General features: G+C 36.2%; 17 protein-coding genes. 3 read left to right on the forward strand and 14 right to left on the reverse strand.

Annotated elements, in window-relative coordinates; genetic code table 11:
* Positions 1 to 31: 31 nt before the first annotated feature.
* Complete coding sequence (gene ytfE, locus PSE83_RS11670) at positions 32 to 694, forward strand: iron-sulfur cluster repair protein YtfE (protein ID WP_004263084.1); 663 nt, start codon at positions 32 to 34, stop codon at positions 692 to 694.
* Positions 695 to 764: 70 nt separating this feature from the next.
* Here ytfE and PSE83_RS11675 read toward each other — a convergent pair whose 3' ends face one another.
* From PSE83_RS11675 to PSE83_RS11690, 4 genes are all read right to left on the reverse strand, one after another.
* Positions 765 to 2,135, reverse strand: coding sequence for a class-II fumarase/aspartase family protein (locus tag PSE83_RS11675; RefSeq protein ID WP_164564261.1), 1,371 nt, complete (start codon positions 2,133 to 2,135; stop codon positions 765 to 767).
* A gap of 14 nt (positions 2,136 to 2,149) precedes the next feature.
* On the reverse strand, positions 2,150 to 3,706 hold the full coding sequence (locus PSE83_RS11680) for a PTS transporter subunit EIIC (protein WP_004263090.1): 1,557 nt from the start codon (positions 3,704 to 3,706) through the stop codon (positions 2,150 to 2,152).
* A 193-nt stretch (positions 3,707 to 3,899) separates the two neighbouring features.
* Positions 3,900 to 4,640 carry a MurR/RpiR family transcriptional regulator gene (locus tag PSE83_RS11685; RefSeq protein WP_094960882.1) on the reverse strand — a complete coding sequence of 247 codons (741 nt, stop codon included), beginning with the start codon at positions 4,638 to 4,640 and terminating at the stop codon, positions 3,900 to 3,902.
* 110 nt (positions 4,641 to 4,750) lie between these two features.
* Positions 4,751 to 5,233, reverse strand: a complete 483-nt coding sequence (locus tag PSE83_RS11690; protein ID WP_164564258.1) for a cold-shock protein — start codon at positions 5,231 to 5,233, stop codon at positions 4,751 to 4,753.
* A 182-nt stretch (positions 5,234 to 5,415) separates the two neighbouring features.
* On the opposite strand from PSE83_RS11690, the gene PSE83_RS11695 reads away from it, so the two are divergent.
* Positions 5,416 to 6,114 carry an RluA family pseudouridine synthase gene (locus PSE83_RS11695; protein WP_164564256.1) on the forward strand — a complete coding sequence of 233 codons (699 nt, stop codon included), beginning with the start codon at positions 5,416 to 5,418 and terminating at the stop codon, positions 6,112 to 6,114.
* A 32-nt stretch (positions 6,115 to 6,146) separates the two neighbouring features.
* Here the strand turns inward: PSE83_RS11695 and PSE83_RS11700 are convergent, their stop codons facing one another.
* The 10 genes from PSE83_RS11700 to PSE83_RS11745 form a co-directional block, all read right to left on the reverse strand.
* Positions 6,147 to 6,686, reverse strand: a complete 540-nt coding sequence (locus PSE83_RS11700; RefSeq protein ID WP_096863489.1) for a DUF2058 domain-containing protein — start codon at positions 6,684 to 6,686, stop codon at positions 6,147 to 6,149.
* 296 nt (positions 6,687 to 6,982) lie between these two features.
* Positions 6,983 to 7,984, reverse strand: coding sequence for a fimbrial protein (locus PSE83_RS11705; RefSeq protein ID WP_232062755.1), 1,002 nt, complete (start codon positions 7,982 to 7,984; stop codon positions 6,983 to 6,985).
* A 13-nt stretch (positions 7,985 to 7,997) separates the two neighbouring features.
* Entirely contained in the window at positions 7,998 to 8,564 is a 567-nt protein-coding gene (locus PSE83_RS11710; protein WP_094960885.1) for a fimbrial protein, read from the reverse strand.
* A 39-nt stretch (positions 8,565 to 8,603) separates the two neighbouring features.
* A complete protein-coding gene (locus tag PSE83_RS11715; RefSeq protein ID WP_096863487.1) occupies positions 8,604 to 9,221 on the reverse strand; it encodes a fimbrial protein in 618 nt (205 codons plus the stop codon).
* Positions 9,222 to 9,229: 8 nt separating this feature from the next.
* A complete protein-coding gene (locus PSE83_RS11720; protein ID WP_004263108.1) occupies positions 9,230 to 9,979 on the reverse strand; it encodes a fimbria/pilus periplasmic chaperone in 750 nt (249 codons plus the stop codon).
* A gap of 13 nt (positions 9,980 to 9,992) precedes the next feature.
* Complete coding sequence (locus PSE83_RS11725; RefSeq protein WP_136134154.1) at positions 9,993 to 12,524, reverse strand: outer membrane usher protein; 2,532 nt, start codon at positions 12,522 to 12,524, stop codon at positions 9,993 to 9,995.
* Positions 12,525 to 12,553: 29 nt separating this feature from the next.
* The gene (locus PSE83_RS11730; protein ID WP_232062754.1) at positions 12,554 to 13,099 is read right to left on the reverse strand and encodes a fimbrial protein; all 546 of its coding nucleotides are present in this window, start codon (positions 13,097 to 13,099) and stop codon (positions 12,554 to 12,556) included.
* Positions 13,100 to 13,165: 66 nt separating this feature from the next.
* Positions 13,166 to 13,729, reverse strand: a complete 564-nt coding sequence (locus PSE83_RS11735) for a fimbrial protein (RefSeq protein ID WP_004263117.1) — start codon at positions 13,727 to 13,729, stop codon at positions 13,166 to 13,168.
* Between the two features lie 82 nt (positions 13,730 to 13,811).
* The gene (locus PSE83_RS11740; protein ID WP_004263121.1) at positions 13,812 to 14,201 is read right to left on the reverse strand and encodes a helix-turn-helix domain-containing protein; all 390 of its coding nucleotides are present in this window, start codon (positions 14,199 to 14,201) and stop codon (positions 13,812 to 13,814) included.
* A 941-nt stretch (positions 14,202 to 15,142) separates the two neighbouring features.
* Entirely contained in the window at positions 15,143 to 15,700 is a 558-nt protein-coding gene (locus PSE83_RS11745; protein ID WP_004263124.1) for a tyrosine-type DNA invertase, read from the reverse strand.
* Positions 15,701 to 16,038: 338 nt separating this feature from the next.
* Between PSE83_RS11745 and PSE83_RS11750 the strand changes: the two genes are divergently transcribed.
* Entirely contained in the window at positions 16,039 to 16,401 is a 363-nt protein-coding gene (locus PSE83_RS11750; RefSeq protein WP_036958636.1) for a YibL family ribosome-associated protein, read from the forward strand.
* Positions 16,402 to 16,440 lie beyond the last annotated feature (39 nt).

A 16,440-nucleotide genomic window follows, 5' to 3' on the forward strand; every position in this document is an offset into this window, starting at 1 on the left:
GAATTTTATGATTTTTTAAAGGATACCTCATATGCAATTTAGAGATAAAACACTCGGACAGCTCGCATTATCCATTCCTAGAGCTTCTTCTTTATTTCGCCAATATAATATGGATTACTGTTGTGGTGGCAAACAGACGCTGAGTCGCAGCGCAGAAAAATTAAAGTTAGATATTGACCTATTAGAAAGCCAATTAGCTAAATTAGCCACAGAAACGTTAGAACAGGATTGGCGCAAAGCCCCACTCAGTGAGATTATCGATTTTATCATTGTTCGCTATCATGATAGGCACAGAGAACAATTACCTGAACTAATACTACAGGCACAAAAAGTTGAACGCGTTCATATAAATAAGCCAAGCGTGCCAAAAGGTTTATCAAAATACTTAGAAGCATTACTGGAAGAACTAGCTAGCCATATGATGAAAGAAGAACGCGTTTTATTCCCTATGATAAAAAACGGAATGGGCAGAAACGCAGCAGGTCCAATTAGTGTCATGGAACAAGAACATGATGATGCTAGTGATATCTTAGAAGCAATTAAAGATATTACCAATAATGTCACACCGCCACCAGAAGCCTGTACTACCTGGCGTGTGTTGTATAATGGCATCAATGAACTGATTGATGATTTAATGAATCACATTAACCTAGAAAATAACTTATTATTCCCAAGAGCACTCGCTGGCGAATAAATAAGTAAGGGGCTATCTATATAATAGACAGCCCCTTATTTAAAATAATTTTTAGTAAATACTAAAAATACTATTTGTACTGTTGTTTAATTTCTTGTGAAACGACTAATCCACGTTTTGCTTCTTTTTCTGCAATTTCAACGGATAACCCGATATAAGATCTCGGGTCAAGCATTGCTTTAATTTCTTCATTACTGAATGCTGCTGATATCACACTATTTTTGGTTAAATTAGTATAGAAATCTTCCCCATCCGCCGCAGTTTTAATTGCTTCTTCATACAGAAGGGAGTGAGCTTTATCTTTGCCTAATTTTTCCGCCATCTTCATCATGACATACTCAGTATTATCCAGCCCTTTGTTTCTCAAAACATTATGAAGCATTCTCTCTTCATGTGGCACAATCGTCCTAGAAAGCTCTTCAGTTCTTAGTAAAATTTCCGTGGTCAATTCCAAAGCTTCTTCGATTAACCCATCAAATAACATATAAGAACTACTATCACCTTCATAAGGCCTTACCGCAGAATACATACCAACACTTGGTAAAGAATATAATTTCTGTGAGTTAGCAATAATTCCCTTAGCAAGTTTTGGGTTTATTTTATGCGGCATAGTACTACTGCCCACTGTTCCTTTAGTAAACCCTTCAGAAACCTCTGCAATTTCTTCTAACGTTGTGCTATAAACTTCTTCACCGATTTTATGACAAATATTGGCCATTAACGCTAAATTTGCCATATATTCAAGCTTATGCGTACTTAAGTTTCTGGATGGTACTTCCATGGCTTCCATACCCACCAACTCAGCGACACGTTTTTGTACCGCCATACCAACATCAGGCATTGAGTTAAATGCACCAACAGCACCACCCATCATGATAGTGAAAACCCGTTTTTCACACTCTTTCATACGTTGGTAGCAATCAATAAAATCGCTGATCCATACCGAAACTTTATAGCCATAGGTGATAGGGATCGCATGACGTCCATGAGTTCTTCCCGGCATCACCATATGTTTGGTTCTTTCGGCCAAATCTGCTAAGTTTTCGATGATTTCACCGAGTAACAACATAAATTTATGATGTACGGTTTTCATCATATAGAGCTGTGAACTTTGCTGAATATTTTGCGTGGTAATTCCATAATGGATATATTTACCACTTTCCTCAGAGCAAGCATTCAATAAAACTTTCAAGAAAGGTACAAAGCCATGGCCTATTTTTTGGTAAATACGGCTCATTTCTTCAAAATCGATATTTTCGATAACAGCCTTTTCTTTAATTTCATCTGCCGCTGATTGTGGAATAAATCCCAGTTCCGCTTGGGCTTGGGCCAGCATGGATTCAAACATTAACCAAGTAGAATATTTTGCTTCATCAGACAATAAGTCTTTAATTCCACGGTCATCAATAGTTTTACTTTTAGAATCGTATAATGCTCTCATTTCGTATCCTTTCTTTATTTCTTCATTGCTTCATCAACAGCATTGCGAACAAACTCAACCTTAGGTCCATATACAACATGGACGTGGTTTGCCGATGGAAAGAAGAATGCGGTACATCCTGATTCCAACATTAAATCTTTATCAATTTGGTTAACTTCTCCAACATCAATACGCATACGAGTAATACAGTTATCTACGTTACGAATATTTTGTTTTCCACCTAATGCTTGGATTAAAATTTCTGCGATTTCGCCATATCGTTTTTCTTTAATTAAGGTATTTTTCAGATTACTCGATTCTTCACGACCAGGAGTTTTAATATCAAATTTAATAATTGCCCAGTAGAAAATAAAGTAAGTGACGACGGCTAAACAGCTACCGATAATAACCAAGAAGATCCAGTTAGTGTGTTCGTACAGTAGACCAAAAATAGTAAAATCAAAGACGGTTCCACGAATATAACCGATACCGACCTCAGCCAATGAAAGCAACACCGCACCGATACCGACAATAATGGCGTAAATTAAGTACAATAATGGCGCAATAAATACGAAGGTAAATTCGAGTGGCTCCGTGACGTTACCAAGCATGGCTGTTAATACCATGGTAACCAGCATGGATTTCACTTCTGCGCGGTTTTCTTTCTTCGATGTTTTGTAAATAGCAAGAGCAATTGCAGGGAATAGGAATAGTGTGACTAGCATTTGTTGCTGCGCCATAAAGCGAGTCAAACTTGGCATCATCGACCAATATTCACTATCTGGGCCTTGGTTAAATAGCACCTCAGTTAATGCAGGAACAACACCAACAAAGGTTTGTCCGTCAATAACATAAGTACCACCCGCCTCAGTAAATCTAAATAAAACGTTCCATACATGGTGTAAACCAAATGGAATAAATAAACGTTCACCACCCGCGGTAAAAAATGGCCCTACAGGACTTAAAAATACCGCAGAGAGTTTCATCAAACCTTGGACTAATACTTCCCAAATAAACGGTAATAACGCACCCACTCCAATCATTAAACCGATCATAATAATAGAAACGGATTTTTTACCAGAAAAGAAAGCAAATGCGGTTGGCAATTCAAGGTTATAGAACTTATCAGTCGCCCAAGCGGCAATCAAACCAGTAATAATCCCTCCTGCGGCACTGATATTTAAAGTTTGTATACCAAGAACTTTAATTTGCCCTACTTGCCCCATCATTGCAGGGTCTGCAAGCTTACCAGTAAGCACTAGCCAAATATTCATGGTGATGATCAGCGATAAGTAGCCGACAACCGATGCAAAGACGGCGATCCCCTTATCTCGATGGCTCATACCATAGGCCACCCCCATAGCAAACAGTAGGGGAATATTATCAAAAATAACACCCGCGATTGAACGAATGCTGACAAGTAATGCATTAACCGTTTCATTTCCGAGAAAAGGAAAACGTGCAATCATATAAGTTTGCACTAATGCACCACTGATACCCAATATCATACCAATAGGTGCTAAAACACCTATTGGAAGGAGTAATGTTCTCCCAAAGCGTTGAATAGATTCACCAAACTTTTTTCTGGCCATACTGTTTCCTTATGACTTCTATTATTAGAATTAAAGGCATACTAGCTTGGGGGAGTTATAAAAGAAATGATGTCACGGTTTTAAAAGTTATCTTAGGTCATAACTAATGACCTAGGTCATATTAATAAAAACTATCTACCAAAGACAAGAATGAAAGACGAGTGAAGTTTTCTTAGAAAATAAAAAAGAAAATTTAAAGTAGATTTTCTAATTCATTGATAAGTAAATCAACTAAAATAAAAAAGCCAATTCTGGATTTTGTGTCATCTCTTTTAGTATCAAAGTTATCGGCAAAACAAAACAGAGTGTTATCAGTATAAGTAGTTAGTTCATTAGTATTAAAGGCGGTCATACTAATGATATTTGCCCCTTTTAATTGCACAATTTTTGCTGTTTCAATAATTTTTTTGGTTCCCCCTGATAGTGAGATAAAAATGACGGTGTCATCTTTGCTGACTAATCGAGTGAAAGAATCAGATAAATTGTAGTCATTAATGAAAAAACAGTGTAAACCTAACGCAAATAGTAAGTGTTCAAGATAATAGCCAACAGCCTTACTTGTCCCTCTGGCAACAATAAAAATATTTCTCGATTTATGTAGTATTTTAGCGCAATCGCTAATTTGCTCTTCGTTAATTAATGTAAAACTTTTATTAATATTTTTTTCAAGTTGTTTTTTATAAGACGAAGGTGTGATTTTTTCAGTTTTATTTTTTGTTAAAATATAATTATTAATCTGAAACTTAAGTTCTTTAAATCCACTAAACCCTAATTTTTGCGACAAATTAATAATAACTGTTTTAGAAACAAAGGTTTTAGCAACTAGTTCATTAATATTTAAGTAAGGGATATCTGTAATATTATCAGTCAGGTATTTTAAGACTTTTTTTTCGCTAATGGTTAAATTATCGTAATTTTTTAAGAAATCTAACATATCCCCTCCCCGATGAGCCTAGCTAGCTTTCAAGTGACTCTATTGTATAAGAATAAAGTAATAAACAAGTAAACAGCACTCAAGAGTGGCGCTGTTTACTGGACAAGAAATCACTTAAACTTAAGTTGTTTCACAGCTTCATCGATATCAATTTCATCTTCCGAAAATGTTAATGATGTCCCATGTAACGTACTAATTTCTAATTTTTTCAATGAACGCATTTGGCCAGGTTTATCTGGTTTTGGTTTGATACTATTCATTAATGCGCCAATTGATAACACGGTATTTTCTTTATCGATACGCGTATCTGCAGGTACTTCTACTGAATAAACACGATAGGATTTAATTGATGTAATCTTAATCCGTTCTCCTGCGATATAAATATATTTACTTTCAGGTATGACTTTGACCGCAAAAGCAGATAACCCTTTATTATTTGTCGTCGGTTCGAAAGTGACTGCAGCATTTTTTTTAATCAAATCTGGGTTGGCAACCTTAACCACATGAAAATAACGGTTATCGCCATTCTCATCTTTGATAAATCCAAAACCTTTATCTTCGAACCATGTTGTGATCGTTCCATTCATTGCCATTACCGCCTAATTAATCTTTTATTGACTCAGTTTTTACAACACGCAGTATAGAGCACAATGCGTGTGCAGACTACGGCTTTGCTTTTAGTCTGAGTGATAAATTTACGTGATGCAAGTGACAGCGTTCGCCTACCTACTAAAAATTGGTTATTATCAACCACCATTTTTTGCTGGAAAGGCTAATGACTGAAATCATCGACACCTTTATTGCCCCGCCCTGTCACGATGAGATAGAAATTATCTATCAGGATGAGCATCTAGTTCTTATTAATAAGCCAAGTGGCCTACTCAGCCTTTCTGGAAAAAACCCACAAAACTTAGACTCCGTCCATCACCGATTAGTACAAATATTCCCAGACTGTACTCTTGTTCACCGTCTCGATTTTGGCACATCTGGGTTAATGGTGGTTGCTCGCAATAAAGCCATCAATGCAGCTCTAAGCCAGCAATTTAGCCAACGCTCCATCATTAAAATATACCAAGCTCTACTTTGTGGCCACTTAGCTAATGATGAGGGGGTCATTGATGCGGCAATAGCAAAAGACCCTGCACAGTTTCCCCGCATGTCGCTTTGCGAGGTGAATGGCAAACCTGCCCGCTCCCACTATCAAGTAATAGAGCGTCTGTATCACCCTGTAGAAAATGGGATATCGTTACCTGTAACCCGTGTCCAATTAACCCCTGAGACAGGGCGCACCCACCAGTTACGCATCCACTGCCAAAAATTAGGCCACCCAATCTTAGGTTGCGATCTATATGGTGGGCGATTATTACAAGGGACTGAGCAGACTCCACGTTTACTTTTGCACGCTAGCGAATTGCATTTTGTTCACCCTGCGAGTCAGAAGAACTTTAAAATGTTTAGCGCCAGCCCGTTTTAACGCCAAAGCTACGACTTAAAATTTGACGAGTATTACCACATCAGGTCGTCAGGGATCTTAAAGTCCGCATACGGGTCATCTTCATCCTGTTCTTCTTGGCTAAGTGCATTGTTGAGTACGATACTATCCGCATCTCTTTGCGTTATTTTATCCGCTACGCTTGCTGGAATAATCACATACTCGTTAACATCACTGTTATCAATCGTTAAACGTGCAATCGCCAGACGCCCACTGATCAGTTGCGTTTGTGTTATTTTGTCTACAACAACTTGCTTGATAACGTTGTTATCTGTGAAATTAAAACTAATATCTCCCTTTGAAATATCAACTTTATTCATTTCAATAAGTTGTTTAACTTGCGCTTTAAACTCTTTGGATTGCACCATTTGTTTATGCTGCTCACTCAATTGTTTGTCACGCTCAAGCTGTGCTTTTTTATTTTCTTCTACGGCTTCCCTTGCTTCACGCGCCTGAACACGTGATTTTTTAGCCGTTCTTTGCACTTTTGCCATTTTCTTACTAGTAACTAATCCTGCTTTTAGCATTTGCTCTTGTAAGGTGAGTTTCGCCATCTTCGCCTCTAAATCTATCGGATAATTATGTGATTATACCTGTAGCTACTGAGACCTGATAGGCTTTGAGCTTTATAGATGTAGAAATTATGTGATGTTATTTAAGAAAAGATGATACCGATGATAATTCAAAATTTGGTGTGTTTAACTTATTTTGTCTAATCCAAAATATGTTTATAAAAAATCATCGATATATTGTGATTTTGTTATAAACACGATTTGCTCAGTAACCATAGAGAGCTGACGAGAAAAAAATGGAGGCTTTCATCCATATAAAAACCTCTCTATTTCAATAGCTACGGAGTGGACATAATAATGGTAGCTGCTGAACTAAACTGGCCTTCTATCAATTCATTTGGCGATAAATTAGGTTTTTTAACTAGCGTGAACATTAATGTATCTCTACCATGCCCATTTTCTATTTTTGAATCGAAATGCCCATTCATAGGGGAAATTCTTTGCCCTTGATGATAAACCTCAACACCTAATCCAGACATAATAGAACCTTGACTACCAATATCTCCTGTTCTAACAAGTAAAGCATCAGATGAGAAAGTCGAAGTTTCTCCGCTAATAATCATCTTTATTGGCGCCGTCAGGTTATTATCTTCACAACTATAAGTGATTTCTGCGTTACGTTGAAAACGGCTTGCACTTCCCACCGTTGAAATACCCGATGCATTTACTGTTTCAAAATCAACAATGATGATTTGGTTATCATTGATATCACACGTACCCGTTCCAACAACTACGTCATTACCTGCATAGAAATTCCATTTAAAATAAGCATGGTCAATATGCTGATTACTATTTACAAATGTCGCATATTTATGGAGATCTAATGTCATCAGCAAATCGCCTTTTCTTACCAAGACTGATGGCGTTGGTTTAACATTTACCTGCAAATATAATTTAATTTGTAAAGGTTCACTAGCTGTAGTTAAACGAAATACTTGAATTTCTTTACCACTAAATGGTGCTAAATAATAAGCGCCACGCACGACCACACCCGCTTTTAATTCTGGGTTATTCTTAAATGTTGGACCAAGGTCAGCACCAGTCACATTTAAATAATCAACATAAGCACTGGGGGCTTCATTACGGCAGGTCATAAAATCACTCACATCCGCAAATTCATTTATACGATTTGGTACAGCAAAAATATCATTATCGAGAGGAACATCATAAATACTTTGTGTTCCCCCGCCAACTTCCTGCCCTCCATTAGTTTTACACTGGAACGCAAAAATAGTTGGGGAAAATAATAAGGTTGAGAGAAGTAATATTAATATCTTCATTGTTACTGATACCTTAATCATAAATTAAACTAAAAATAGCGGTTGCAGTAAAATGGCCAAACGCAATACTTTTATTTTTTATTGCATCGGGTTCCCCTTGCACATTCGCATTAAAACTTAAAATATTTGTACCATTCTCTAAATTGTATGCAGGCGTCGTACTATTAATGGGAATTTTTTTACCGCTATATTCTAAGATTTCAATTCCGATGCCCGAAGCCATGCTGCCAGAATCTAATGCAAGAAGGCCTGGTAAATTGATATTTTCGTTTCCTGTAAACTTAACGGTCACCGTTCTAAAGATACTATTATCACAGTCATCTAAATGAATATTAAAATTTTCAATTGGCGTTTTTTGATTAATATAGAGGTACTTATTAACGATAGTACCAAAGTCCACAATGATATTTTCATCACCGGGCCTTACTGTACAAGCTTCAGCGACAAGTTGGCCTCGTATCTTAATTTCACCAATTTGACCATTTTTTGCATGACTCTGTAACGAAAAAAATAACAAACTTAATAGCATGGAGAGTATTATTTTTTTAAATTTATAAAAATTGAAATTTAAGTTATTCATATAAATACCTTCAATGCTATATCAGACAATCTATTAAGATTATTCATACGTTATTTGAAAAGAAATAACACTTCGATAAGCTCCAGCCTGTAACTTCTCTGCAATTCTTACGGGAGCTACATAATAAGTTAAAATATTTTGCCCCGTAGAAATAAGCTCAGGTTCACTATACTCACCAAAAGCAATTTCTTTTCCTTTAGGATTAGTTATCTGCAATCCAAGCCCATTCACACCTTCAACTCTCGCTATGTTCGGCCTAAAAGGGACAACTGGCGTGATAAACCTAATTTTCATACCTGGCTGAGAAAGACTCCATGTGACATTACCGGATTTATTGTTTCTCAAAACCGTTGGGGTTTCGATACAATCCAATAACTCGATGTTTACCGGCGTCTTGTGGCCTTGGGCGCCAATTGTTTTTAATGATGCAGTTTCAATATTTCCTAAATCAACGGATTGAAATGCAGAATCCATCGATAAATGGCATGCACTCTCCGTTAATGAGCCATAAACGAAAATTTTACCATTTGCACCTTCAACATCCCAATTACCTGTTGTGTTATAAAAGGCATTATTTGATGCCGCATATATCACAGCTGAATGAAATATGAGAGATAATCCAAAGAGTAAGGAAAAGCTTTTTTGATTAATCATCATTTTCCTCTCTATTTACTTTCAGGAACAACCTGACATGTATTTGCTTGACATTTAAATTGAAGTTTTGGCCGGCCACCATAGTCATTTATATAGGTCAATACCGGATTTGCCCCCACAGTAGAACTTGGAACTCCTAATTTTTCTTCACTAAATGGTGCAACCATAACTGCCTTAAAATTCTGATTTACGGGTGAATTTTTTCGCTCAGCCGCACCAATAATCGTGATATAAAAGGGAGTTGGGTTTTTAATGATATATTGGTCACCTTGCTTAATAAGCTGTGTTTTTTCTTGCCAAGGGTTATTCAGCATTTCTGTTTCGCTTAGCATGATACTTTTAGGACGATAAAATAATTTAATTTTGCTCTGTAACGCTAATTGCAAAACATTCGGTTTATCACTTTTTGGCGGGATCTCCCTTAAATTAAAGTAATAAACACTTTCTCTATCCTGAGGTAACTGACTAATTTCAGGAAGCGCCTCAATACGGACTTGGCTTGATTTTTCGGGTTCAACTCTCTGCACCGGAGGTAATACAGCAAACGGTGAAGTAATTTTTACCCCTTGAATATTTTCAACCCACCCTTGGGCCAAATAAGGTAGCTGGTTATTTTTATTAGTAATAGTAATTGAAACGCTTTTTTGATCACCATTAAAAATAACTCGGGTTCTATCTAAAGCAATTGCCGAGAATGCGCTTCCGCTAACTAAACTGCTTAATAAAATAGTACTGATATATAAATTAGTTAATTTTTTCATAGCAATCACTCATTTACAGATTATTATCTGCTTCATTACGTTTATTTGATAATGGTTTACAAGGAATGAATAATCCTTGGTTAATTGTTTCTAAGTTTTCAGGAAAATTAATTTCACATTGTGCTTCCCCACCCCAATGAATAATCATGACTTCATTTGGGTTGATACCACTAACATAGGCATATCCATTATCAGTAACTATTCCCGTTTCTTTTCCTTTCAGATTCGTGATCTGGGCACCAAATGGCGGTGCAGAACCGTCAGACATACGCATTGAAAGCATCATCTTTTCACCAGACAGTACATTAAATTTGCGATAGCCAATCGCGCCTTCTGTTAATGTCGCTTGAACAATAGAATCCGTTACTTCGGCATTATTCGGTAATGCATTTAAATCGACTTTAACTTTACTGCGGTAGTAGCTATTTAAGTCAGGGACAATCACTTTACCAAATGCATTTGATGCAATAGGGATCCCTCGGTCTGATACGGGAATTTTAGCCACACCATCAGTGTCGATCAGCAAACGAGTTCCGCCAATATTTGAAACTCGATGAGCATCCGCACCATTTAAAGTCATGGTAAATCCGCCTTGTGCCCCTACCCCAAATGACGTGTAATTATTATGAATATAGCTGGCATTCGCAGTTAACTTAGTATTATCACCATAATGGGTAATATAGGTACTTGCGGTTCCACCTTTGTTGGTCGAGCCTGCACTGACTTGATAATTGGTTCTATCTGACAATTTGTCATAATAGGTTGCTCGATTAACGGTATCATCCCGTGTTGCTTGTAATGAATAGCCAATATTTGCACCATTTCCCCAAGGCATTGAAGCTGAAATATACAGGCCATCATCATTTGTTTCGTTATATTTATTGCGATAGGCCGATAACGAAATATTAATATTCTTCAGGCTTCCCCAATCTAAGGTTTTTGTCACCATTAAATTGTAGCGATTACTTTCTGGCTTATCCCAATAGGTTTGGTGCGAGTAGTTTAAATAAGCTGTAATTCTCGATTCCCTAAAGTTTTTATTTAAAGAAATCACATACATTTCTTTATTACTACCTTGACGCTCACCTGAGTCTTTAGCCGTTAAAAAATCGGTTACAGTCATAAAACTGCGTTCTGAGAATCGGTAACCTGCGAACTGTACTTGGCTATCATAGTCATCAAAACGTTTTGAATAGTTTATTCGATAAGAATTACCTGTGAGTTTTTTATCATTAGGAATATTTGCAATAGAATGCGTAATATCGAAAGATAAGGCACCAAATGCCAATAAGTCACGACCGACACCCACGTTGAATGCATTATAGTCTTGACTATTTAATGAGCCTGCAAGCAATGACCAACCATTAGTGACACCCCACGACATTTCACCACTCGCAAATGTATCTCCATTAACATGATGATCCATATCCGTTGGGCGACCCATCGCTAATTTATATCGAATACTACCTGGTCGAGTTAAATAAGGGATATTGGCTGTTTCAACCTGATATTCTTGAACTGAACCATCCTGCTCTTCGATTCGGACATCCAGTTTTCCCGTCGTCGCATCACTTAAATTTTGGATACGGAAAGGACCCGCAGCGACTTGTTCTTGATAAATAATCCGCCCTTGTTGGCTAACAATCACCGTCGCATTTGTCGTCGCAACACCCGTTATTTCAGGTGCATACCCACGTAAATTAGGTGGTAACATTAAGATATCAGAGCGTAAGCCAACACCTGTAAATCGAAAACTATCGAATAAATCAGTGTTAAAATAGTCCTCGCCCAAGGTCAATTTCGCTTTAATGCTGGTTAACGCTTTATAGGCGTATAGTCGGCTCCATTGAAAGTCATGCTCATTTTTACTATCCGAGCCAGTTTCTCGTTGAGCACGCCCCTGCCAATCTCCCCTAAAGCGCCATGCACCAAGGTTCACACCTGCGACACCATTTGCTGTCACATTATAGTTGCTATTATTATCATGAGGCTTATTCGCTCTTGCGTTTATATTGTAGTCTAAAATAACCCCTGAAATTCCTTCATCCCACAGAGAAGGCGGATCCCAGTTAGCTGTTCTATATTCAAGGTAGGCTTGAGGTATACTCAGATACAACGTTGAGTCAGATAAATCCCCCCGTGCTTGAAAGCCGGGCAAACTGCGTAAATCAAGACACTCATTATTATGCCACCACGTAATTTGCTTCAACGAACTGGCTGTTAGTCCTAGCTGCTGGACTTGTTCTGGTGTGATACAAACGAGGCTATCTTCAGGGTCGTTTTCTGGCGCATAGAATGAAAAACGTTGCTCGGGTAAAGTTTCTTTATTTACTTGTACTTTGAGGGGATAAATACCAGGCATAATATAGCCTGCACGTGAGAATTGCTTAACATCAATGTTTTTTTTGTCTTCTAAATCAAATAATGCCGTATTAAATTGTATGGTATCGGCAGCGTATAACTGAGCGGATAATGACCCAAATGTAATCATTATCGTTGTCGTTATTATATTTATTTTGTGTTGTTTAAAAAACATAAAAAACATCCCTAAAACACCAATATAATTTCTTAGAATTAATAATAATCGACCTTGAACCTTAATAAGGTTTGGTAATTACCCGCTTTAACAGGATGATAATTGGTGACTAATTGCATTTGATATTTAAGGATCATTGTCCCTGGCGTAATTCCTAATGCAGGTAATGGCTTTCCTGGTGTAATGGAATATCCCGATATATCATACAATGCCAATTGCACTCCTTTTGCTTCACCCGAGAGTGTGAAAAAATCACCTTCTGATGGACCATCAAAAGTGACTTCGAGTGAATTCCATTCGTTATTATCTTTCGAATATTTTTCCCAACGACAATCAATGAGCTTAATATTGAATTCTTTTATGGGGCCTTTCCCAACTTCACGAATATAGCTTGTTGGAAGTACCCCCATATTAATGGTCTGATCCCTAGACCCAATATCTATTGCGCAGGCAGTATCGACTATTTCGCCATTCATCGTGACTTTACCCCATCCATGAGATGATGCAGCCATTTGTGGCGAAAGAAATAATGTTAGAAGAAATAGGGAAGATACTTTGCTTCGCAAATAGATAAATCCTTTCACTTTAACCTCTGACTTAATTTGGTGATTAATAGAGGAACACAAAGGTATTCCTCTTAAACTAATCAATTAGTTATAAGTTAAGGTAAAGTTAGTTACGCCTTCGAATTTACCTAATGGAATTTTATCAACCGCAACGTTTGCACCTTGTACATAAGCGCTATAACGTAATGTATTATCACCCGCTTGTAATTGATGTTCTTGAGCTGTTGCAACTCCCATATCTAACGCTGCGCCATTAGTATCCGTTAATTGAATACCCACGTTGCCAGCAATAGTTGGGTCTGTTGCATCTAAGCCTGTTACACCGAGTAATTTAGAATTGAAAGCAGCGCTAGAACCAGAGAATGTGATACTCACTTTATCGTTGTACACTTTATCATTTGTATCTTTCGGGAATACACAGTCTTCCAATTCAATATTGAATTGCTTCGCGCTAGAAGTACCGCCATTCGCTAAAACAGAGTTAGCGATTTGGCCTAACCATACTGTTTGGTCAATAGAATCTGAACTAATTGAGCAAGGTGCATCGATGATTTCACCTTTAAATGTGACTTTACCATGCCCTTGATCAGCAAGTGCTGGAGATGCAATAGCGGCAGAAACTAGTGCGGCTAAAAATACTTTTTTCATTTGAACCTCATTTATATATAACAACGTGATGATTACCCAACATGATGTAGGGCATAGTTAGAATTTATTATTTTTAAAATAACTATTTGCTGTATAAAGAATTTAAAATAATTTCTGTTTGTCGATTAAAAATATAATGGTAGTTATCCTTTTCATCGGATAAACATTCACTATTATGAATAAATGAATTAGCACTAGGATTTTTTTCATTTATTTTCAATGATACACTTTCAAAAAATGCACTCGGGCTAATTTCTAGATAAAATAAAATTGAAAATAGCATTCCACAGTTAATGCTACATATTCCTCTTTCATAACGAGATATTTGTTGTTGTGATATCTTTAATTTTTTAGCTAGATCACTACCACTAAGTCCTTTCTCTTTTCTAAGATGCGATAATTCCATGCCAATTTGTTCAGTTAGTATTTTCTGAAAGCTATCTATACTGGTCTTTAATTTATTACTTTTCATATCTCACCAATTAAAGCCTTGTGTAATGAGGCAAAACAATCAGAACCACTCATAAAGTGAACAATTTATTTTTTGAAATGCAAAAAAAACGCAACAAAATAAATCAAAATGTTGCGTTAAATGAGTTTTAGGTAAATTGTTTTATATATAAGAATCGTCAGAATTAAAATCTTTAATTTATACCTTAAACTAGAAAAGTCAGATGATTTAACTGGCGAGTTTTATTACAAAAAAAATCATGAAAGATAACTTTTTGTTGTTAATGACAAATTTTTACATTAATTGATAATTACCTCTAAAATGCATTGCCGCAACAGAGTTTTATGCTATTTGATTTTAGTTAGTCTGATAATTATACTTATTAGGTAATTTGAACATTTTGATTTATTATGTTGCGTTACGAATTGATTTTTATAGATATTTTATTTTATCCGATTGATTATTATTGATAATTAATTAATTTTTTTATTGTATATTAAATTAATGTGTTTTAAATCATCAATAAGATGTTTTTAACTCACAAAAACCAAAAATATGAACTTATCATCTAAATGATTTCACTTATATGGTGACCTTTCACAGAATAACTTTATTTGATAGTCAAAAATAGACTATTACTGTAAAAAAAATGATTGAAATATGATAATAATTAGTTAACTGAGAAAGCGAACCACCTATACTCGCAATTGGAGTAATTAAATTATGATGATTCAAAAAAAAAGAATAAATAAAATTATAAACTAATCTTATTTTTAAAGGCTGGAAAATAAATTACTTGAGTATGTTGTTTATGGCTTTAAAAATAATTACTACCCTTAATATGCATAAGAATACCTCAGTTTTATAAAATCAATTACCTAAATAACTGAGGTATTCTTGGTGTTTAGTTCATATTATTATGTTTAGTGCTAGCTTTATATTGACACAACTCATTAAATTACTTATTGATTCGACCAAATACCACTAAATCTTTTTTCATTACTAGCAGTATAAATTACAGTATGGGCGATATTTCGATGCCCTAAATAGTCTTGGATTAATCGAGTGTCCCTACCCAAATCAGCTAAAGCATAACCGCATGCATGCCTTAGCATATGAGGATGAAGCTTTACAGGAAGCCCTGCTATTTTGCCATACTGCTCAAATAAGCGATAAATTTGATAACGAGAAATTTGGCTTCCCTTTTGTGAAATAAATAAACAATCTGACCCTGCTGTTTTCCAAGAATCTCTTTCAACTAACCATTTTTCAATCGCATTAAACTCTTCGGGAATTATAGGCTGTACGGTAGACAGCCCTCCTTTTAGTCTCCTAATAAATATCACTTTCTGCACCAAATCAATATCAGACATTGTGATATGAGTGAGCTCACTAACTCTTAATCCATGCAAAAAGCTCATTAATAACAAGCAATAGTCTCGATTAGGATAGCGACCTTGCTTTGTAGCATCCAATAAAGAATTAACTTCTGTACGTGTAATAAATTTACGTTTAGTCATTATGATCTCATCTATACCTCATTATATTTCGCTATATACCAACGATAAATCAACTAAAAATAATAATTTTTCAGAAAATTAAATATAATATGTCAGAAAGGTCAGTGATGATACCGAAATGCAACAACTTAATCATGATGTTACTAGGATACAAAAGACGAAATATGATGAATAGTTGAATGGAAATTGATTTATAAGGTAGTTATGTTGTTTTCATTCCATGAATGATGGACAATAAAGGTAGCCTCACATGGGTATTAGCCTGTATCCCTTTTCCCCCCTTATCTAGAATAGTGTATACTTGCCGGCAAGAAATTTATTCACGGTTAATTAATATAATGAAAGAAATCGAAAAAGCACAAATTAAGCTTCTTAGCGACCGTTTAGATCTTATTCGTCGCCAGATGGCAAGTATGCAACTGACGAGTGAAGTAGAAAAACACGCAGAACTAGAGAAAGAAAAAGCGACACTGGAAATTGAAATCGCTCGTCTGAAGGCGGTGCGTAACAAAAAACTAAGCAAAGAAGCGCAAAAACTAGTAGATATGCCGTTCAAGCGTCCCATCACTAAGAAAGAACAAGCCGACCTTGGCAAGCTGAAAAAATCCGTGCGGGGCTTGACCATTGTCCATCCAATGACGGCATTAGGCCGCGAAATGGAGCTGGATGTTATGACCGGTTTTTCTAAGGCTGATTTCTAGTTAGAAAGTCAACCCAACTAAAATCTGTAATGCCCAACA

It is taken from the genome of Providencia sp. PROV150 (genome assembly GCF_028481025.1).
Taxonomy (GTDB): domain Bacteria; phylum Pseudomonadota; class Gammaproteobacteria; order Enterobacterales; family Enterobacteriaceae; genus Providencia; species Providencia hangzhouensis.